A 20,573-nucleotide genomic window follows, 5' to 3' on the forward strand; every position below is an offset into this window, starting at 1 on the left:
GTTAAGCCACCATTTGATCAGACAAAGCAACGAATTGTGCCAATGTTAAAGTTTCAGGGCGCGCCATTGGATCTACACCTGCATTTTCAAAACCATTTTCAACAAGCATACCTTTTAAACTATTACGTAAAGTTTTACGGCGCTGAGTAAAGACATGAGAAACTAAACGAGCCAATGCTTTTTCATTTTTCGCCACAATTGGTTTATTGGCATAAGGTTCCAAACGAAATACCGCAGAGGTGACTTTAGGTGGTGGATTGAATGAACCTGGCGGCACTTCAAATAAAAATGTTGGCTTACAAAAATACTGAATCATGACAGACAAACGTCCATATTCTTTCGTATTTGGCGAAGCAGTAATACGATCAACCACTTCTTTTTGCAGCATAAAATGCATGTCTTTGACTTTGTCACCAAACTCTAAGAGATGGAATAAAAGCGGAGTTGAAATATTATAAGGGAGATTCCCCACCACGCGTAAAGGACGATTTTCCTGAAAAAGTTCAGTGAAATCATATTTCAAGGCATCAGTTTCAATAATGGTCAAACGTTCAGGATGAGGTACTCGACCCGGTAAACCTGCCGCCAAATCACGGTCAAGCTCAACCACAGTCAAAGCATCGCATTCACCAATCAAAGGCGATGTTAATGCCGCAAGACCGGGACCAATTTCAACAATATTGTCCCCTGAACGCGGTGCAACAGAACGTACAATTTTGGCAATCACACGTTGGTCGTGTAAAAAGTTTTGTCCAAAACGCTTCCGCGTGTGATGCCCTTCATCTTTTGGGTTTAAGGCATTAATTTGATACATAAAATATTTTCCAACGTGAATTAGTGTCTTGCCAAATCAAGTGCAAGGTCAACAGCAACATTTAAGCTAGAACTTTTTGCCTGTCCTGTGCCTGCAAGGGAGAGTGCTGTACCGTGATCGACAGAGGTACGAATAAATGGTAAGCCTAAAGTAATATTAATCGCTTCACCGAATCCTTGTGATTTTAACACAGGTAAACCCTGATCGTGATACATTGCCAATACTGCATCAGCATCTTTTAAATGCTCAGGGGTAAATAAAGTATCAGCAGGTAGACTTAAACTCATGTTGACACCCTGTAGCCGATAGCTTTCAAGCACAGGGTTAATCGTATCTATTTCTTCATGCCCTAAATACCCGCCCTCACCTGCATGGGGATTAAGCCCACACACCAGAATATTAGGATGTTCAATTTTAAATTTGGTTTTTAAATCATGAATCAAAATGTCGATTACTTGATGTAATCTTTCTTTGGTAATCGCATCTGCAACGTCACGCAGTGCTAAATGGGTTGTTGCCAATGCCACACGTAATGTTTTAGTGGCTAACATCATCACGACACGGTCAACTTCTGCACATTCTTGATAATACTCAGTATGACCACTGAAATGAATCCCAGCATCATTGATCACTGACTTTTGTACAGGTGCAGTGGCTACCCCAACGCTTTGACCTTGTAGAGCATAATAGGCTGAACGATGTAATTGTTCTAATACATAGGCTGAATTTTTAGGATTTAATTGTCCGAGTACAACATCTTCATATAAAGGCACATGCTCAACATAGAGTTGACCTTGCGTGGATGAATCTTTTTGCCCCATATATTCAATGATCTGTATCTCTTGTTTTAAAATTTCGGCACGATCACGCAACATATTGATATCCGCCAATACTACAATTGGTCGCTCATCAACACGCTCTGCAAGACTCAGACAAATATCAGGACCAATGCCTGCAGGCTCACCACTAGTGATATATAAAGGAAGCATTTTCATTACACCCATTGCATTTGCTTTATTATAAGCGGGAAAAGTATTTTCATTTGAAAATTTTACTTTATTGATCTATTCCATCTAGATCACTATGACTAGCAACGTATTGATTTGAATGTCAGTCTAAATTTTTTAATTCAGCTCAATATTTTATCTAAAAATATTCATCCTTCCTAAAGGCATGCCAAATACATTCTTTCACAATGAACATGTACAAAATACCTTGAACTAAGCTTTGCATTTTTAATCAGCACTCAATATAATAATGCGCTTGAAATATTAGATTTCGATTGTGGATTCTTCAGGTTTCAGGTAGAATTCGCGCTCCTTTTGTTTGGACAGATTCCATAGTCCAAACCAACTATAATAGGTAGTGGTTTAATGAAAACTCTCAGCGCTAAGCCTGCTGAAGTTCAACACGACTGGTACGTTGTTGATGCTTCTGGCAAAACTTTAGGTCGCCTTGCGACTGAAATCGCTCGTCGTTTACGCGGTAAACACAAAACTTCTTATACTCCTCACGTTGACACTGGTGACTACATCGTTGTGATCAATGCTGAACAAGTACAAGTGACTGGTAAAAAATCACTTGATAAGAAATACTATCGCCACACTGGTTTCCCTGGTGGTATCCGTGAAACTAATTTCGAAAAATTAGTTGCTCACAAACCAGAAGAAATCTTTGAACGTGCTGTAAAAGGCATGTTGCCAAAAGGTCCTCTTGGTTATGCAATGATCAAGAAGATGAAAGTGTACGCTGGTACTGAGCATCCACATACTGCTCAACAGCCACAAGTTTTGGACATCTAAGGGATACAGCACATGGCTACTAATTATGGTACAGGTCGCCGTAAGACCGCAACTGCACGTGTTTTCCTATCAGCTGGTACTGGTAAACTCGTAATCAACAACCGTACTCTTGAACAGTACTTTGGTCGTGAAACTGCACGTATGGTTGTTAACCAACCACTTGAGCTTTTAGAAGCGACTAACAAATATGACCTTTACATCACTGTTGCTGGTGGTGGTATCGGTGGTCAAGCTGGCGCAATCCGTCACGGTATTACTCGTGCATTGATCGCTGCTGACGAAACTTTAAAACCTGCTCTTCGTCAAGCTGGTTTCGTTACTCGTGATGCTCGTGAAGTTGAACGTAAGAAACTTGGTTTACGTAAAGCGCGTAAACGTCCTCAATTCTCTAAACGTTAATTCGTTTACCGAATCGGACAAAAAACCTCGGCTTATGCCGAGGTTTTTTTATGGTCATTATGAGTCTAATCATGACCTTTGCTTTCATTTAAATTTCCGTTTTATTCATTTTTTAAAAGCGATAAAATAATGCATGATAAAAGTATCCGTGATTTTATTGCTTATTTTTAGTATCCTATCCTATTCACGCAGCTCAGTTTTTGGAATATGAACCTCGAAAACACACAATTGCAAGGGATTACACTTTATAGTCATGCAGATGATTTTCGCTCGCATTGGGTACGCTTTGTTCTGACCGAAAAACAAATTAAACATAATCTGATTATTGTTGACGAGGATGATGAAGATTTAGCCAGCTTAAATCCTTATAATCAATTGCCCATGCTCATTGAAAATGATTTAAAACTGTTTAATACGGCGATTATTTCTGAATATATTGATGACCGTTATCGTCAAAATAAATTGTATGCAGATGCACCCGCTCCGCGTTCTGAACAACGTCAATATATTTGGCGTTTTGAGCAAGATTGGCTCAAACTCGCAGACATTATGCTGCGCCATCCAGACACCTTAAATATAGATGCACAGAAAAAAGCACAAAAACAATTGCGTGATACATTGATTTCATTAACGCCTCTGTTTCAGCATTTTCCATATTTTATGTCTGAACACTTTACAATTTTAGATTGCATGTTAGCACCAATTTTCATACGGTTAAGACAAATGGGAATTGAGTTACCAAAGCAGCAATGCCGTCCAATTTTATTATATTGCCAAAGAATTTTTAATCGACCTAGTTTTTTGAAGTCCATGACCCTTCAAGAAAAGAATCGCTTTCAAGAATTTTTAGCCAAAGAATAGAGTAAATTTCTCATGTCTGAACCAGAATTAAACTTAACCCCCACTCGCCCATATCTTGCACGTGCGATTTATGAGTGGATTTGTGATAATCATCTAACACCTTATCTGTTAGTGGATGCAACACAACCCTATACCGATGTCCCAACTCAATTTGTACAAGATGGTCAAATTGTCCTGAATATCGTGCCACACGCTGTACATATGCTTAATATGAGCAATGATGCCGTCACATTCTCCGCACGTTTTGGTGGTGTGCCTAAAGATATTTATGTACCCATGAATGCAGTATTAGGTTTGTATGCTCGCGAAAATGGACAAGGTTTATTCTTTGATCCTGACGAATATGCCAATGTGCAAATTAATGAAGATGCTTTAAAATCAAATACTACAGAGACATCCGAAACAACTGACGAAACACCAAAGAAAAAACCAAGTTTAAGAATTTTAGAATAGAATAAAGGAGCATTCGATGGCTTTTGATCTCGTACAATACTTTGCTGAGCAGATTAAGATTCAAAAGCCTCAGCTTTTAAACCAGTATCCTCCTGAAGAAAGAAAGAATTATTTATTAGAAATTAATGCATTAACTTTAGGAAAATTAGTTAATCTTTGGGAACAAAAAGAGGATGTGGTCTATCAAGAAATTCAAAATGTGGATCATTTATATCTGCAAGAAATTGCACGGCATTTGACAACATCCTCACATAATCAATCACAACTCACGAAACCTGACCTAGAACATGCCACAATTGAAATTTTGGAGTTACAACTCAAAGAGTTAAAACAGTTAGATGAAACGGGTAGTTTTGGCAAAAGAGGTCTACGTGAATTAATCTTAGGTCAAATAGAACATCTCTCAGGTCAAGCCGAAGATTGGGTTTGGTCAACCAATAACCTAAAAGTGCTCATAGGTTCTAAACCTATCATGCAAGAAGAGCTATCATTAGATGAGACAATGAAGGAGTTTAATCAAATGGTGAATACGCAAAAAGAGCACACTCAGGCTGAAGTTTTAGCTGTAAAACCTGCGACAACAATCAATCCAACTTGGGCAAAAGTCTGTGAACCAATTGTTGCATTGGTGGTACTTTGGATTTTATTTGAAGCACTACAATCCGCATTTGCTTAATTGAGTTCTTTTTACAGGACTTCAGAAATATACAACTGCAATATTTTCTATTTCAGCATTGCAGTTGTTATATTTATTTTACAATTGTATTTTTTCAAAAATTGGTTATGTTTGCGGCAAAAATATTTTGGAATATTTTAAAATATTGAGTTTATCTAAAATAAAAAAAGACATTACTCAGTTAAACTGAAAAATAAAAAAATAGTCAGTAAATTTTATTGCTTTAAATACTATATTCAATATAATAAATACATATTATATCTTTGATTTTTAAATAAATGTAGCTTAAGATCACATACTGCAAAGAAACGTGACTTAAAACACAAAATAAAACATTGACACATTAACAATGCTTTGGTTGGTTAAACGGTTAGAAAAGAAACTATTCTCTTAAATAAGTTTATATTTATTTAAATGAGAATATTTGTTGGTAAACGGTTTTATCACTATTTTAGATTTCAAGATATTGTACGTTTTTTAACTTTTCCTTAAAGTGATATTATGAATAAAGCTCGTATCAATATCGCAATTTCAGGTCTTGGCTTAATTACAACTGAAAAACTAAAAGCAAAATTACGTGAAGTCATTCCATCATCTATTGACATCCATTGGGGTAAAATGAATGACCCTGAGATTCACCTTGTCTTTATTCATGAATTTTTTTTTGAAACTGAAAACATCCAGAAAATTATTTTTTCCAATAATTTAGCATATTTAAAAATATCTAAAGATAATCTGACCCAAGGCTCAATTCAAGACAATACTTTATTTTTACCTGTACAAGATTCGCAGATTTTAAAGAATTGGATTCAAACTCATGTTTTAGATCGACACAATATTGTTGTGGAAGCGCCTTTAGAAACAAACGAAACTCTAGTACCTTTACGGCATGATTTTCCTCTTTTAAATGTGCAATATATTGCTGAAATTTATCATGATTTACAAAGAAAAGTACATCTTTTCGATCAGCTTGGTAGCTTAGCAGTGATTGATCATCATATGCATGTTGCTTGGATTAACCCAAAGCGGATGCTTCCACATACCGATGGCTCATTGCAATATGCATCCGCAACGATTGAGGATTTTTCGGCTGTTTCACGTAAACAACAACTGAATTTAGAAAATTGGCTCTTTGAATTACTGTGGAATTCGACAGACTTATGTATACTTCCTCACGCATCCGCACATTTCAAGCTTAAATTTTGGCCTCAGCCTACACGTACAGATCGTAAATTAATTTTGCAGCTTTCTGCCTGTTTTATTCAAGGTGCGGAAGTACAACACGTGGCAAATAAATTGGGAATCGATATCCAAATTGTCCAACGTTTCATCAATGCCAATCTGGCAATACATAATGCTGAGCTGGTCAATGCTAAGGCATGCCAATTTGATCAAACAACAAAGAATGAAACTCAGCAACAAGACGTGAATGGTTTACGTAGCTTTTTCGGTAAATTAAAACGTCGATTCGGCTTTTAGGAACATCACCGATGATTATTCAAAAATATAAAATTGTTTTTGCAGGTTCAATGGGGGCAGGAAAAACCGAAGCGATCAAAGCATTATCTGAAATTCCTGTTTTAGCGACCGAAGCATATAATACTGACCAAGAACGCCATCAGAAACTTAATACTACCGTAGGTATTGATTATGGTGAGATTACCCTTGAAGATGGGAACAAAATTGGGTTATATGGCACACCTGGGCAAGGTCGCTTTGACTTTATGTGGGGCGTCATCTGTCAAGGTGCGATAGGCACCATTATTTTGATTGACCATAGCAACCCTAACAGCCTTGAAGAACTTCAATATTATGTCGATATTTTCAAAAAATATGATGATAACATTGTGATTGGTATTAGTCATTTAGATAAAAATACAGACATTTCTAGCCACAAATACCGCACTTGGCTCATCGAAAACAATTTGAATTATCCATTATTTTTTGTCGATGCTCGCCAAAAAGATGATGTGCTCATGTTACTTGAAACCGTTATTACCACGTTAGAAATTAAATATTTATAGAGAGAATAGAATGCTGAATATCGCTGAACAACGTAGTGCGCCAGATGAATTAATCGATTTTACCAAAGCCGAAATTCATGATGTTTTAATGAATGTAAAAGGAATTGATTTCATTATGGCATGTTCAACCGATGGTTTTGAATTATGCTCGGTGTATCGCAAAAACACCTATAACTCAAGCAAACTTGCAGCTGTCAGTAGTTCTATTTTAGCCATGGTAAGCGCTTTTTTAGGTGAAATCGAATTGGTCGGTTGTAATAGTATTACGCTTGATGCAGAAAATGGTAAAGCAGTTTTAACTGCTGTCCCTGCTGCAAAACATCCCATGGTTTTAGTCACTTTAGCCGCAAAAGATATTTTATTAGGACAATTACTTTATAATCTAAAAACAGCGAGCAATAATATTGCAGCACATAGTTCATAAATCATTTTTAAAAGCCATTTCAAGTGAAATGGCTTTTATTTTGCGCTTCGATCAATCTTTATTGTGTAGCAAATGCAATATTTAGTAAAACTTGGCGCTTTTTCACCTGTTGACCAATTTGTGCAATGATTTCCTCAACAACACCATCACCATCTGATTTAATCTGTTGCTGAATTTTCATCGCTTCTAATACAATTAAAGTCTGACCTTTTGTTACCGTATCACCAACATTCACCAAAATATTAATCATTGAACCATCCATCGGCGCACGGATCTTGCCATCCCCTGCCACATCAGAGGTTTCAGGTACAGCATAAGTAACATTTTCAATACTAATATTGCCATTGACTGCATCTAAATACAGACGATGACCATCCAAAACATAGTCAATTGAACGGCGTACACCATTTGCAGTGTAAATCAATTTTTGTGCAGTTTGCTCAAGAACTTGGATTGTAAAAATCTGACCGCAAATTTCAACTTCAACCTGATTTTGATCACGTTTCACCAAAAGCTGTAATTGTTGATCATCATGTTTGAGCTTTAATGGCAACGACAAAGCGATCCCTGTATTCCAACTACGATTGCTTGAGGCATTGGTGAATAATGCTGCGCTCACCGCCAAATGCTCTAAGCCCAAAGTTTGCTTATGTAAGCTTACATCATCTTGAAAATATTCTTGGATAAAAGCGGTATTGGTATCGCCTTGGACAATAATGGGATGCTTTAATAAATTCACCAAAAATTGCTTATTGCTATTTACCCCCAACAACACACAATCATTGACTGCTCGTGCCAAAAGACGAATCGCATCCTGACGAGTTTTTCCATAAGCAATGACTTTTGCCACCATCGGATCATAGAATGGGCTGATTTCATCTTGGCTCAATAAACCATGATCAATTCGGACATTCGGTAAATGCGCAGGCAACCAACGCTGTACTTGCCCTGTTTGTGGTAAAAAGTCCTGACGTGGATCTTCGGCATATAAACGCACTTCTATCGCATGACCTGTCAACGTCAACTCAGATTGTTGTAAGGGTAATGTCTCACCATTAGCAACACGCAATTGCCACTCGACTAGATCAAGCCCTGTAATCAGTTCTGTTACAGGATGCTCAACCTGTAAGCGAGTATTCATTTCTAAAAAATAAAATTCACCTGATTGGTCAAGTAAAAACTCAACTGTTCCTGCACCGACATAATCACATGAACGCGCTGCGGCAACGGCTGCCTCGCCCATTTGCTGACGTAAAGTTTCAGTCATGACAGGACACGGTGCTTCTTCAACAACTTTTTGATGACGACGTTGAATCGAACAATCACGCTCAAAGAGATAGACATAATTACCATGCGTATCACCAAAGACTTGAATTTCCACATGACGTGGTGCGATCACCGCTTTTTCAAGAATGAGCTCACCTGAACCAAAGGCATTTTCTGCTTCAGAACGTGCTGTTTTCAATGCTTCGACGATGTCCGCTGAGCTTTGTACCAAACGCATGCCTCGCCCGCCACCGCCTGCCGAGGCTTTGACCATCAATGGATAACCAATTTGATTAGCTTGTTGTTCTAAATGCTCAATCTTTTGCTGATCGCCCTCATAACCGGGGACGCATGGCACACCTGCTTGAATCATCGCGATTTTTGAAAGACGCTTACTGCCCATCAATTCAATTGCAGGCGCGGGTGGTCCAATAAAGGTGATGCCATTTTCAGCACATGCGGCTGCAAATTCTGTATTTTCAGACAAAAATCCATAACCAGGATGGACTGCATCAGCACCTGTTTTTTTACAGGCATCGATAATATTTTGAATCGACAGATAAGATTCTGAAACTTTTGAAGCTCCGATATATACAGCTTCATCGGCAACTTGCACATGACGTGCATGACGGTCTGCATCGGAATACACCGCTACAGTTTCATAACCCATTGCCCGTGCTGTTTTCATTACGCGAACAGCAATTTCACCACGATTCGCCACCAATACTTTTGAAAATGCCATTCTCGTTTTCCCTATTCTTGGTTTTATATTTTGTTCTATAAGTTTGGATGTGAATTACCCACCATCAAACCAACTTGGATTGCGTTTTTGAATAAATGCCATGGTACCTTCCATGCCTTCTTCACTACCTACCGCATTGGCAAATTGTTGCGCGGCATCATCCAACAAACTGTTGAGTGGCTCATTCAATGTACGATGCAATAACGCTTTGGTAACACGAGAAGCATGCGGTGCTGTGCGTTTGATTTGCTGAATGGTTTCAGCCAATAAAATTTCTAAATCGGCAAGATGATCTGCCACTTCATGCACCACCCCCACTTTAAGCGCTGTCTGTCCTTCAAAGCGATTGCCCAATAATGCCAAACGACGTGCTTGCGTTAAACCGATGCGTTTCACCACAAAAGGCGCAATCTGTGCAGGAATGACGCCCAAACCTGTTTCGGGCAAACCAAACTTTGCATCAGTAAGACTAATGGCGATATCAGACACACATGCCAAACCAAAACCACCACCCAAAACCGCACCTTCAAGCACAGCCACCACTGTTTGTGGTGCTTGATCAACCTGTTCAATCATATAGCCAAATTGACGGTTAAAATCTGCATAAGGTTGGTTTGAACCTGCACTGGCAGCTTCGCCACGCAGTTGCGCCATGTCTTTGATGTCACCCCCTGCGCAAAAATGTCCACCTTTACCACGTAGAATCACCGCACGGATCGACAGATCATTTTCAATGGCTTTAAACACTTGTTGAATAGTTTTGACCATATTTAAACTCATGGCATTACGACTTTCTGGTCGGTTGAGCCACACGCTTAAAATACTTCCCTCTTGTTCCAATTCAATACTGTCATCAAATTGTTGTGAAGTGAGAGCGGCTGAAAGTGTCATACGCATTCTCCTTATTTACGCTTTGACGGCAAAATATCCATCAATTTACAAATAATGCCGAGCATGATTTCATCTGCACCACCACCAATTGAACCTAAACGACCATCACGATACAGTTGCGACGCAGGGTTATCCCACATAAAACCATTACCCCCCCAAAACTGTAAGCAACTATCAGCCACTTCACGGGTTAAACGCCCTGCTTTGAGTTTTGCCATAGATGCAATCTCAGTGGCATTGCCACCTTCCAAATGAATCTGACAGGCACGATAGGTCAAGGCACGTAAAGCTTCGACTTCCGTCATCATTTCTGCAAAACGGAAATGTACATATTGGTTATTAATCAATGGCTGACCAAAAGTAGCTCGCTCTTTGGTATATTCAATGGTTTGTTTAATCACATGCTCCAAACCACCAATGGCATTCGCTGCTGCCCACATACGTTCCTCTTGGAATTGCATCATCTGCATCATAAAGCCCATGCCTTCAGCACCCACCAAGTTACGTTGTGGAACACGGACATTGTCAAAATAGACTTGAGCAGTTGTGGTTGAACGCATTCCCAATTTATTTAATGGCTCTGAAAAACTGATCCCAGCACTTTTTGCAGGGACAATAATCATCGATTTATTGACATGCGGTTTATCGTCAGATGTATTCGCAAGTAAACAGAAGAAATCTGCTTGCAGTGAATTGGTGATCCACATCTTGCTTCCGTTGATGATGTAATCATCACCGTCTTTTTTTGCTGTGGTTTTGATGGCTGCAACGTCTGAACCTGCATGCACTTCTGAAACTGCAATCGAAGCGACATATTCACCCGCAATGGCAGGCGTTAAAAATTCATCTCGTAATTCTTTACTGCCAAAACGTGCTAAAGCAGGTGTTGCCATATCAGTTTGCACACCAATCGCAAGCGGTACACCACCACATGCTGCTCGTCCCAACTCTTCTGCAACCACGAGGTTATAAGAATAATCCAAACCTAAACCACCATTTTCTTCAGGCTTACAAATGCCCAATAAACCCAAATCTGACATTTTTTTAAATACATCGTGAATCGGGAAAATCCCTTCCGCTTCCCATGTTGGAATGAATGGATTCAGTTCAGTTTCTACAAACTGGCGTGTGGTACGGCGTAGTGCTTCATGTTCTGGAGTAAATTTCATTGTTTTGTCCTAAATTTATTTTTAATGTTCCATATCATCGTTTTTCAACGATCAATTTTTGATTTTTAAAATCTGGATACGCCAAATTTTGATGCATTCAATTGACGGGCTCTTGACTCATAAATTGTTTTAAATAGAAAAATAAGTACTTTACGTGTGTCTCGTGGGTCAATAATGCCATCATCATGCAGCATGGCCGTATTAAATAAAGCCGTAGATTGCTGCTCTAATTTGACCGCTGTACTTTGTTCTAGAAAATCTAACATTTGTGCATTGGGTTCCATACCCGCAGCTTTTTGCTTTTCTTCAGCCACAATACGTAGAACCTTACCTGCCTGTGCAGAACCCATCACGGCGACATGAGAATTTGGCCATGCAAAAATAAAGTCTGGATCTAAAGGGCGACCACACATCGCATAGTTTCCTGCACCATAAGAACCATGCGCGACTATAGATACTTTTGGAACGGTACAATTAGCTACTGCTTGGATCAATTTCGAACCATGTTTAATAATACCGTTCTGCTCCGCATCTGTTCCCACCATAAAACCTGTGGTGTTATGCAAAAATAATAACGGTCGCTGTGTCTGCTCACAAAGATGAATAAATTGTGCCGCCTTTGCCGCACCTTGTGTGGTAATTGGACCATTGTTAGTTATGATCCCGACATTCAAGCCACCGATTTTTGACCATCCACATACCGTATGTGAGTCGTATTCTTGTTTAAACTCGAGAAAGTCTGAATCATCAACCAGACGGGCAATAATCTCTTTCATCTCTAAAGGTTGCTTTGGATCAGTGGGAATAATGCCCAGTAGTTCTTCAATGGCATAACGCGGTTCTTTATAACTTTCACTCAGTGAATGCGTTTGTTCCTTCCAATTCAAATGTTCAAGAACTTCACGCGCGATTCGTAAACCATCAGCATCATTTTCAGCTAAATATTCTGCAGTACCTGCAACTTGAGCATGCATTTCAGCACCACCCAATTCTTCAGCACTTGCCACTTCACCTGTTGCAGCCAATAACAAAGGTGGTCCAGCTAAAAACATCTCGGTCTTTTTACGCACTGAAATGACGTAATCCGATAAACCCGGTTGGTAGGCACCGCCTGCTGTAGCATTACCATGTACCACAGAAATCTGCGGAATACCCATTGCTGACATACGTGCTTGATTGGCAAAGGTCTTACCACCATCAGTAAATACTTCTGCCGCATAGGTTAGGTTTGCCCCACCACTTTCAGTTAAAGCCACGACAGGAAGTTTCTGCTTCATGGCAATTTCTTGGATACGTAGCGTTTTACGGACACCCATCGGGGAAATTGTGCCCCCTTTAATTGCACTATTGCTTGCTGTGACTAAACAGCGTACACCACTGACAAAACCAATGCCTGCAAGAATTCCCCCACCTGCATCAGAACCATCTTTATCATCATGCATGCCATAGCCGACCAAACCGCATAGTTCTACAAAAGGTGAATCTGCATCTAAAATAAGGCGAACACGTTCATGCGGTAAAATTTTACCGCGTTTATCAAACTTCGGTTTGGCGGCATAAGATTTTTCAATACTCTTATTTTGCACAGCACGAACTTCGGCAATTTGAGCTAAAAGTGTTGCCTTATTTTGTTCATATTGTTCACTACCCACAGCAATTTCAGATTGGAGAATCGTCATGAATTTTCCCCTGTAGATTTATTGTGTTGTGTTTGCTTCTGCTCTTGCGCTTGGGTAGAGCGTTGCTCTACTTTTCCAAGCTCATCTTTTAATACATCTGGTATAAAGGCACGATGGAAACCATTGAACGAGACACTATTGGTTGCATCAGCCAGTGGATACATTCGTGTACCTTGTGAAGCTGCACCATCCACTCGTAGTGTTACCCCTGAAATAAAACCTGCTGCTTCTGAAAGTAAATAAACAATTGCCGATGAAATTTCTGACTCCGTACCCATACGTTTTAAAGGCACATTACCAGCAAGACTTGGAATAATAAATTTGGCAAAATCACCCGAATAATTGTCCATACCCGATGATACAATCCAACCCGGTGCAACACAGTTGACTCGAACACCTGAACGTCCCCATTCCACCGCAGCCGTTTTTGTTAAATTATCCACGCCTGAACGTGCCGCACCTGAATGCCCCATCCCCGGCATTCCGCCCCACATGTCTGCTGCCATATTGACAATGCTACCGCCATGTTTTGCCATCCATTGGTTATAGGCTTCTTTCATTAAGTAAAATGTTGAATGCAGGTTATTACGTACCACTGCATCAAAACCATTTGCTGAGATGCCTTCTAAATTTGACGGAAATTGACCGCCCGCGTTATTCACCAAGCCATCGAGCTTGCCGAATTTTTCAAGCACTTCGGCAATCATGTTTTTGACTTGCTGTTCTTCACGGTTATCACAAACGATAAAATGAACCTTGCCACCATCTTCCGTGATTTCAGCACTGACTTTTTCCAATTTTTCAATTTTGCGTCCTGTGATCACCACTTGCGCGCCCAATGCTGCTAACTCATGTGAGGTACACCGCCCGATGCCTGAGCCACCACCTGTCACAATCACGACTTTGTCCTGAAAAGCATTTGATCTAAATATTGAGTGATAATGCATTTTTTATTTCCAATTTATTTTCTTAAATCCCCTCTCCTCTTAGGAGAGGGTCAGGGAAAGGTTATTTCCAATGTGTTTTCTTTGACTTCCTAAAAGCCCCTCATCCCCTTGCGGACTTTCAGTCCTCATCCCAAAGGGAGAAGGAGTTTTCCATTACGAAAATGATTGGAAAGATCTCCCTCTCCTTTCAGGAGAGGGTTAGGGAGAGGTGTTTTTAAATAAAAATCCCCCCTTTAAAAAGGGGAAATTTCATCTTTCCATATCAATTACCAACTAATCCTTTCGGCACTTTCACAGGCATATCCAACAACTGCTGTGCAAAAGCTTTGCCCTGTGGATCAATACGCAGACTCGCAATACCACCACCACCTAAAGCATTTTCCAATAGAATGTTTAAGGCACTAAAACCTTCAATCTCATAGCGAATGACTTTGCTTGTTTCAGGATTCAGCACGTGTTGCATATATTTCGCGACATTTTCAGAGGTCAAATTGGCGCGAATCCATGGTAAAAATTCAGGCTGACGTGCGATAACCCCGATATTGCTGTGATTACCTTTATCACCACTGCGTGCATGGGCAATATCCACCAATGCCATTTCGACTTCATCGCCAGTAAATTGTGCGGTTTCACCCACCTCAAGTTGTGTAAATGATTGATCTGTTGAACCTTGCGGAATCTCTACATTTTGACGCTGACCATTGATGTCTATTTCAACATTGAGCTTGGATTTATCAACAAGGAAAGAGAACAGTTTGATCACAGGTGAAGCTTTGGGACGACCACCAACAATCCCTGCCAATGCAGGTGCCATGCCTGTAGAGGCTTGTGCAATTTCCGAAGCAAAGAACATACAAGCTTCTTTAAACATGTGTTTCACTGCGATTTTCACCACAACTTCACGGCTTTCGGTATGTCGGGCATTTGCCCCATAGGTACTTTCTATACCCAAAATTTCAACCGATTTTTCTTGAAATGGTGGAACAGAACGCAAAGCTAAAACGCGTTCACATTTATTTAAAATGGCGTCGGCAATGACTTGTGCCTTTTCAGGTGCTTCACGCCCTGCAATCAGGAAACTCACCAAGACCCGATAACCATCAGGATAAGTGGCACTGACTTTATACTGCTGTGTCGGTGCACGCCCTGTTGCCCCTGTCACTAACACTCGGTGCTCAGCGACTTGTTCTAATTTGACCTGACTGAAATCACAGCTTACATCAGGTAATAAATAAGCTTGCGGATTGCCAATTTCATAGACAATCTGCTCGGCAACCGTTGCTGTTGAAACCAAACCACCTGTGCCTTTGGGTTTCGTGACAATAAAAGAGGCATCTTCTTTGACTTCAACGATGGGAAAACCCATATTGTCAAAGCCTTCAACCAAACGCCAATCGGTAAAATTTCCGCCTGTACATTGCGCACCACATTCAATGATATGTCCTGCCAATGAACCCTGCGCAAGCTTGTCATAATCATCAACTGACCACTGATATTCATGCATCAAAGGTGCAAGCACAACGGCTGAATCGACCACACGCCCTGTAATCACAATATCTGCACCTGCTGCCAATGCATCACGAATTGGAATCGCACCAAGATAAGCATTACAACTTGCTAAATGACTTGGCAACTCTTCACCACTGAACATTTCCTTAATGTTTTGGCTTTTTAATTCAGCCAAATTCGGCATCAGGTCATCCCCCAACACCACAGCCACTTTTAAATTCAGACCCTGTGCTTCAATGACTTTTTGTAAAGCATCACGACATGCTAATGGATTTACCCCACCCGCATTGCTGATCACTTTAATGTTTTTTTCACTGATTTTTTTCAGCAATGGCGTTATGACACGACTGACAAAATCAAGCGCATAGCCGTGTTCGGGATTGGTCATCATGGCTTTTGCCATAATGGACATGGTGATTTCTGAAAGATAATCAAAGACTAAATAATTGATATCGGATAAATGTACCAATTGGAATGCGGCGGTATTGGTATCTCCCCAAAAACCAGAAGCACATCCAATTTTGACTATACGTTGATCTTCCATTTTCGCACCCTTTCCACAGCTCGATTATTTTCATTGTTGTGAATAAAATTTATACTTTAATCTACCAAGCAAGCGCTTGGTTTGTAAAGTACAAAATGTTATGCTGAATTGGCAAATGTGTTTATTTTGCTATAAAAAAACATAAGCCATTCATTTATTTGGAAAAATACCGATGACCGCCTGTTCTATAAATGAAATTCAACCGATTGCCTGCTTCGATGCAAGTGCTCGTGGGCGTTTATTACAAGGCGCTGCCTATTTGTTTCATAAGCAAGGTTATGAAAAAACCACGGTGCGTGAGTTGGCAAATTTTATTGGCATTCAGTCAGGTAGTTTGTTTCATCATTTTAAAAGTAAGGATGATATTCTTGCCAATGTGATGCACGAAACGATCATTTATAACCATGCACGTTTGTTGGATGCAACTGCACAATCGGATGATGCTGAGCAACAATTGAAGCATTTAATCAAAGCAGAATTGACCTCCATTACAGGCGATACAGGTTCGGCAATGGCAGTTTTGGTCTATGAATGGTTTGCACTGTCGAAAGAGCGTCAGGATGAATTGTTGAAACTGCGTCATGATTATGAGCAAATTTGGCTCAATGTGATTGAACAATTACGCCTACAAAATAAAATTCAGCATGATGCTTTTATTTGGCGACGTTTACTCGGTGGTGCGATTGCCTGGACGGTGACGTGGTATAACCCCAATGGCAAAATTTCTTTGGAGCAATTGACGGAAATGGTTTGGGAAATGGTGATGAGATAAATTAAATTAAGACCATTGAACCCAATTAAATAAAAAACTAAACGACATGACTTAACGCAGCCAATTTAAAAGTTATTTTTATTGTCATTCATTTTTGCTAATCTACTGACTTTAAAACAATTAAACTAGAACAATGAATCCAGTCCAACATGCTCAAATTTCACAAAAACGCAGAGGTGGCGAACTCGAAGATTATATCGATATTCACGCCTTAATCGACAGCACCAAAATGCTCTGTACCGACAACCGTCATCGAATTTTGCATACTTTTTGGGGTGTGCAAGAAGTCATTATTCCAATTTTTGGTCATCATTTTCAAAACAGTGCAGGCTCAAGTATTGAAGTCAAAGACCTTTGTGAAAAAGATCATTTATTGGTGGATTTTCATCATCGTTTTATTCCAACTTTGGGCGATTTTGTGGCAGCAATGCAAGATATTCCAACCGAAGGTTTAGCCAAACGCTTAGAAAAATTCCATACCGAAGTCATTGATGACCCAAAACTTTCAGCCACTCTACTTTCCCCCTTGTCAGTGACAGGTCAGCTCAAGTCTTTACTCATCACACATAACAGTTGGTTTATTAACACCATTTTACCCATGATGGGCAAAAGTGAAGCCAAGTTCATCGAGTTTGATATCACCCCTGCCATGTTTTTCAATCCGATGCGTTTTGAACTTTGGATGGACAATGGCACGGTTGTTCCACCAAGTGCATTAAAACTTCAAGAATTGAAAACAAAAATTGCTTAATTCTATTTTTAGAAAAGGAAAAAATACTATGACCACTCAATACGTCATCCGCCACAATGACTTTGCCTATAATGATGAATGGTATCAAACCCACACCCCAATTTTAGGCGCAATACAAGCAGTTTATACAGATAAATCGGAAGCCGAAACAGCCTATAAACAGCTGATTGTTGAGGCTTTATATCATAATGATGACCTGAGTAATTATGATATTGGCAACGGCTATGCTGATGACGCAACCTATGAAAATTTAGAAGCCTTTGTACTAGAAAAAACAGGCGAAGAATTTGACACCGATGATGAAATTCCAGAAATGGAACTTGAGGATGCTTTTCAATTTGCGCAAATTGCAGGAATTTTACATTACCAACTGATTGAAATTGATCAAACTCAGCCCATTCATATCCTTTGGTCAAACACACAAAATGATTATCTCAAAGGAGAATATAACAATACTTTTGATAGTCTCGACGAAAATTTTGCGGATCGAGAGGATTTAGATCTGTATATTTTTGAAGATGATTTTACTCAAGATGTCATTGGGCACGACTTAAATGAATTAAGTGATAGTCCTGAATTATTAAAAAATCTTATCCATACCCTTTCAGACATCACCTATGATGTTGATACAAATAGCATCACTGAGATTGATTGGTACAACCTTGCTTTCACCGACTTAAAATCACTCAATGCATTACTCAAACAATCCATTTTTGAAGTGAGACAAATTAGCTTAGAACAACTCAATAAAATCAGCAATGGAGAAGAAAATGAGTAATAACAAATATGTGATTCGCCATCAATCATTTGGTTATAATGATGAATGGTATGTGCTTGATTGGGCAATGCAAGGGGCAATTAAAGCGGTCTACAGTGATCAACGTGAAGCTGAAGAGCAGTATAAAAAATTGATTGTACGTGCCTTATATCAAGATGATTACTATAATTTTTCCATTGCAAATGGCGAAGGTGATGACCAACAATATGCAGCCATTGCAGCCTTTATCTTAGAAAAAACGGGCGAAGAATTTGATGGTGAATTGATTCCCGAAATGAATGAAGATGATGCTTTTGAGTTTGCTAAACTTTCAGGCATTTTGCATTATCAGCTCATTGAAATTGATGATTCATTACCGAATTACGTACTTTTCAACCCAGCAACCCAAAGCTATGTCTATGCCTCTACACCTGAAGAATCCGTACTCTTAACAGGTCAAAATGAACTATTTTTATTTGATGGTAAAAACTATGTTGATGATTATTGGCAAGAACAAACCATTAACGATTTTTTTGCTGATCTAAAACTTGAATTGAATGGTACATTAGAAGAACTGAGTGATTCACCGACATTATTGCAACAACTCATTGATGATAATTTTTGGCTCAGTTATGAAAATCAACAATTAAAAGTCAAAAGTTTTGCTGACCAAGACTCATTTAATTGGATCAAGTCACTCAATGCTTTGCTGAAAGACCCGATTTTTGAAATTCGTCAGGTGACATTAGAAGAACTCGCAACACTCAATTAAACATTTCTTAATATCACAGATGAAATGCGGTGAAAATTTTCACCGCATTGATTCTAAAGCTTCCAGCAAACTAGTACCCTAACTGACGACTTGCCAAATCTTTCATGATTTCTTCAGCGCCACCACCGATCATATTTACTTTGACGTCACGGTAAATACGCTCAGATTTTGTGCCACGCATGAAGCCCATGCCACCCAGTGTTTGCACTGCTGCATCTGCACAAAACTGCATGGTTTGTGTTGCAACATTTTTTAGCATACAAATCTGTGCAATCAATTCATTGCCTTGTAACTCAGGTCGTCCCAAACGATAAGCTGTATCTTCAAGTAAAGCGCGTGTCGTGGTTAAACGTGTTGCCATATCGACCAATTTATGACGTACAACTTGATGATCGACCAAGCGCTTACCAAAAGTCTTACGCTCTTTTGCCCATTCTAAAGCTTCTTCATAACAGGTCAAAGCAAAACCATAACTACTGGCTGCAAGAAAGAAACGCTCCATGTTGAAGTTATTCATAATGACAAGAAAGCCCATATTTTCAACACCCAACAAATTTTTTACAGGGACACGGACATTGTCAAAATGTAAATGTGCGGTATCTGAAGCCCACCAGCCCATTTTATCGAGCTTAGATTTGCTGATCCCTTCACTATGTGCATCAATCAACAACATGGAAATGCCATTCGGACCTTTGGCATCGGGGTCAGTACGCACTGCAACCGTATAATAATCTGCTCGCATTCCCGAAGTAATAAAGGTCTTTTCCCCACTGACAATGTAATCATCTCCATCCCGAAAAGCTTTGGTTTTTAATGCTGCGACATCTGAGCCGCCAGTGGGTTCTGTAATTGCTAAAGCAGATATTTTTTCACCTGCCAATATTTTCGTTAAAACCGTTTCTTTAATTTCAGCAGATGCAAAATGATTAATCGGTGGGGCACCAATGGAGTGCGAAAGCAATGATGCGCACAAACCACCTGAACCTGTTTTGGCTAATTCGATCGAAGACAATAAAACATGAAATGCATCGGTCTGTGCAATACCCCCATAAGTTTCATCAAACCCTAATCCAAGTAATCCAATATCAGCTGCTTTTTTATAAAGTTCACGTGGAAAAGTTTCAGCATCTTCCCATTCATTTACATAAGGCAGCATTTCCTTTTGTACAAATCTTCGTACTGAATCGGAAAATTCAAAATGTTGCGGGCTATAGTAAATTGGATTCGGCTTCATTTTTATACACTTCCTTATTAATTTTCAAACTTATAGTGACAGATTTTTAAGCTTTTCAATGTGCTAAAAGCATCATTTAAACCCGAA

At 39.5% G+C, this 20,573-nt stretch carries 21 protein-coding genes; 12 read left to right on the plus strand and 9 right to left on the minus strand.

All coding sequences use genetic code 11. The features are described from left to right. Position 1: 1 nt before the first annotated feature. Together rsmA and pdxA are read right to left on the minus strand one after the other, a co-directional pair. Positions 2–814, minus strand: a complete 813-nt coding sequence (gene rsmA, locus G0028_RS15370) for a 16S rRNA (adenine(1518)-N(6)/adenine(1519)-N(6))-dimethyltransferase RsmA (protein ID WP_130075001.1) — start codon at positions 812–814, stop codon at positions 2–4. Between the two features lie 20 nt (positions 815–834). Next, the gene (gene pdxA / locus G0028_RS15375) at positions 835–1,803 is read right to left on the minus strand and encodes a 4-hydroxythreonine-4-phosphate dehydrogenase PdxA (protein WP_373687878.1); all 969 of its coding nucleotides are present in this window, start codon (positions 1,801–1,803) and stop codon (positions 835–837) included. 384 nt (positions 1,804–2,187) lie between these two features. Here pdxA and rplM point away from each other — a divergent pair, with 384 nt between their 5' ends. The 8 genes from rplM (at position 2,188) to G0028_RS15415 (ending at position 7,453) form a co-directional block, all read left to right on the plus strand. After that, a complete protein-coding gene (gene rplM, locus G0028_RS15380) occupies positions 2,188–2,616 on the plus strand; it encodes a 50S ribosomal protein L13 (RefSeq protein ID WP_004722943.1) in 429 nt (142 codons plus the stop codon). A 12-nt stretch (positions 2,617–2,628) separates the two neighbouring features. Continuing rightward, positions 2,629–3,015 (plus strand): 30S ribosomal protein S9, encoded by a 387-nt coding sequence (gene rpsI, locus G0028_RS15385; protein ID WP_068886068.1) that lies wholly within the window; start codon positions 2,629–2,631, stop codon positions 3,013–3,015. Between the two features lie 207 nt (positions 3,016–3,222). Next, positions 3,223–3,876, plus strand: coding sequence for a glutathione S-transferase N-terminal domain-containing protein (locus G0028_RS15390; RefSeq protein ID WP_130074996.1), 654 nt, complete (start codon positions 3,223–3,225; stop codon positions 3,874–3,876). Between the two features lie 12 nt (positions 3,877–3,888). Then, a complete protein-coding gene (locus G0028_RS15395; protein WP_130074995.1) occupies positions 3,889–4,329 on the plus strand; it encodes a ClpXP protease specificity-enhancing factor in 441 nt (146 codons plus the stop codon). A 16-nt stretch (positions 4,330–4,345) separates the two neighbouring features. Then, entirely contained in the window at positions 4,346–5,005 is a 660-nt protein-coding gene (locus G0028_RS15400) for a hypothetical protein (protein ID WP_180045627.1), read from the plus strand. A 501-nt stretch (positions 5,006–5,506) separates the two neighbouring features. After that, positions 5,507–6,484, plus strand: coding sequence for a hypothetical protein (locus tag G0028_RS15405; protein ID WP_180045626.1), 978 nt, complete (start codon positions 5,507–5,509; stop codon positions 6,482–6,484). An 11-nt stretch (positions 6,485–6,495) separates the two neighbouring features. Continuing rightward, positions 6,496–7,029 (plus strand): GTP-binding protein, encoded by a 534-nt coding sequence (locus G0028_RS15410; protein ID WP_130074992.1) that lies wholly within the window; start codon positions 6,496–6,498, stop codon positions 7,027–7,029. A 10-nt stretch (positions 7,030–7,039) separates the two neighbouring features. Next, positions 7,040–7,453: a roadblock/LC7 domain-containing protein gene (locus G0028_RS15415; RefSeq protein ID WP_130074991.1), complete on the plus strand. Its 414-nt coding sequence runs from the start codon at positions 7,040–7,042 to the stop codon at positions 7,451–7,453. 58 nt (positions 7,454–7,511) lie between these two features. On the opposite strand, the gene G0028_RS15420 is transcribed toward G0028_RS15415, so the two are convergent. From G0028_RS15420 to G0028_RS15445, 6 genes are all read right to left on the minus strand, one after another. Next, positions 7,512–9,461: an acetyl/propionyl/methylcrotonyl-CoA carboxylase subunit alpha gene (locus G0028_RS15420; RefSeq protein ID WP_180045625.1), complete on the minus strand. Its 1,950-nt coding sequence runs from the start codon at positions 9,459–9,461 to the stop codon at positions 7,512–7,514. 54 nt (positions 9,462–9,515) lie between these two features. Then, complete coding sequence (locus G0028_RS15425) at positions 9,516–10,352, minus strand: enoyl-CoA hydratase/isomerase family protein (RefSeq protein ID WP_180045624.1); 837 nt, start codon at positions 10,350–10,352, stop codon at positions 9,516–9,518. An 11-nt stretch (positions 10,353–10,363) separates the two neighbouring features. After that, entirely contained in the window at positions 10,364–11,521 is a 1,158-nt protein-coding gene (locus G0028_RS15430; protein ID WP_130074988.1) for an acyl-CoA dehydrogenase family protein, read from the minus strand. Between the two features lie 65 nt (positions 11,522–11,586). Next, positions 11,587–13,200: an acyl-CoA carboxylase subunit beta gene (locus G0028_RS15435; RefSeq protein WP_180045623.1), complete on the minus strand. Its 1,614-nt coding sequence runs from the start codon at positions 13,198–13,200 to the stop codon at positions 11,587–11,589. Next, positions 13,197–14,147 (minus strand): SDR family oxidoreductase, encoded by a 951-nt coding sequence (locus tag G0028_RS15440; RefSeq protein ID WP_180045622.1) that lies wholly within the window; start codon positions 14,145–14,147, stop codon positions 13,197–13,199. The genes G0028_RS15435 and G0028_RS15440 overlap by 4 nt, the downstream gene beginning before the upstream one ends. Before the next feature lie 262 nt (positions 14,148–14,409). Next, entirely contained in the window at positions 14,410–16,200 is a 1,791-nt protein-coding gene (locus G0028_RS15445; protein WP_180045621.1) for an acyclic terpene utilization AtuA family protein, read from the minus strand. Between the two features lie 172 nt (positions 16,201–16,372). On the opposite strand from G0028_RS15445, the gene G0028_RS15450 reads away from it, so the two are divergent. The 4 genes from G0028_RS15450 to G0028_RS15465 all read left to right on the plus strand — a co-directional run bounded on the left by G0028_RS15450 (position 16,373) and on the right by G0028_RS15465 (position 19,252). Beyond that, positions 16,373–16,972, plus strand: coding sequence for a TetR/AcrR family transcriptional regulator (locus G0028_RS15450; RefSeq protein WP_180045620.1), 600 nt, complete (start codon positions 16,373–16,375; stop codon positions 16,970–16,972). A gap of 133 nt (positions 16,973–17,105) precedes the next feature. Next, positions 17,106–17,723: a DUF6915 family protein gene (locus G0028_RS15455; protein ID WP_130074983.1), complete on the plus strand. Its 618-nt coding sequence runs from the start codon at positions 17,106–17,108 to the stop codon at positions 17,721–17,723. A gap of 28 nt (positions 17,724–17,751) precedes the next feature. After that, a complete protein-coding gene (locus G0028_RS15460) occupies positions 17,752–18,501 on the plus strand; it encodes a hypothetical protein (RefSeq protein ID WP_180045619.1) in 750 nt (249 codons plus the stop codon). Then, a complete protein-coding gene (locus G0028_RS15465) occupies positions 18,494–19,252 on the plus strand; it encodes a hypothetical protein (protein ID WP_180045618.1) in 759 nt (252 codons plus the stop codon). Before G0028_RS15460 ends, G0028_RS15465 begins: the two co-directional genes overlap by 8 nt. A 70-nt stretch (positions 19,253–19,322) precedes the next feature. Here the strand turns inward: G0028_RS15465 and G0028_RS15470 are convergent, their stop codons facing one another. Beyond that, positions 19,323–20,486 carry an acyl-CoA dehydrogenase family protein gene (locus G0028_RS15470; protein ID WP_180045617.1) on the minus strand — a complete coding sequence of 388 codons (1,164 nt, stop codon included), beginning with the start codon at positions 20,484–20,486 and terminating at the stop codon, positions 19,323–19,325. Positions 20,487–20,573 lie beyond the last annotated feature (87 nt).

It is taken from the genome of Acinetobacter piscicola (genome assembly GCF_015218165.1).
Taxonomy (GTDB): Bacteria; Pseudomonadota; Gammaproteobacteria; order Pseudomonadales; family Moraxellaceae; genus Acinetobacter; species Acinetobacter piscicola_A.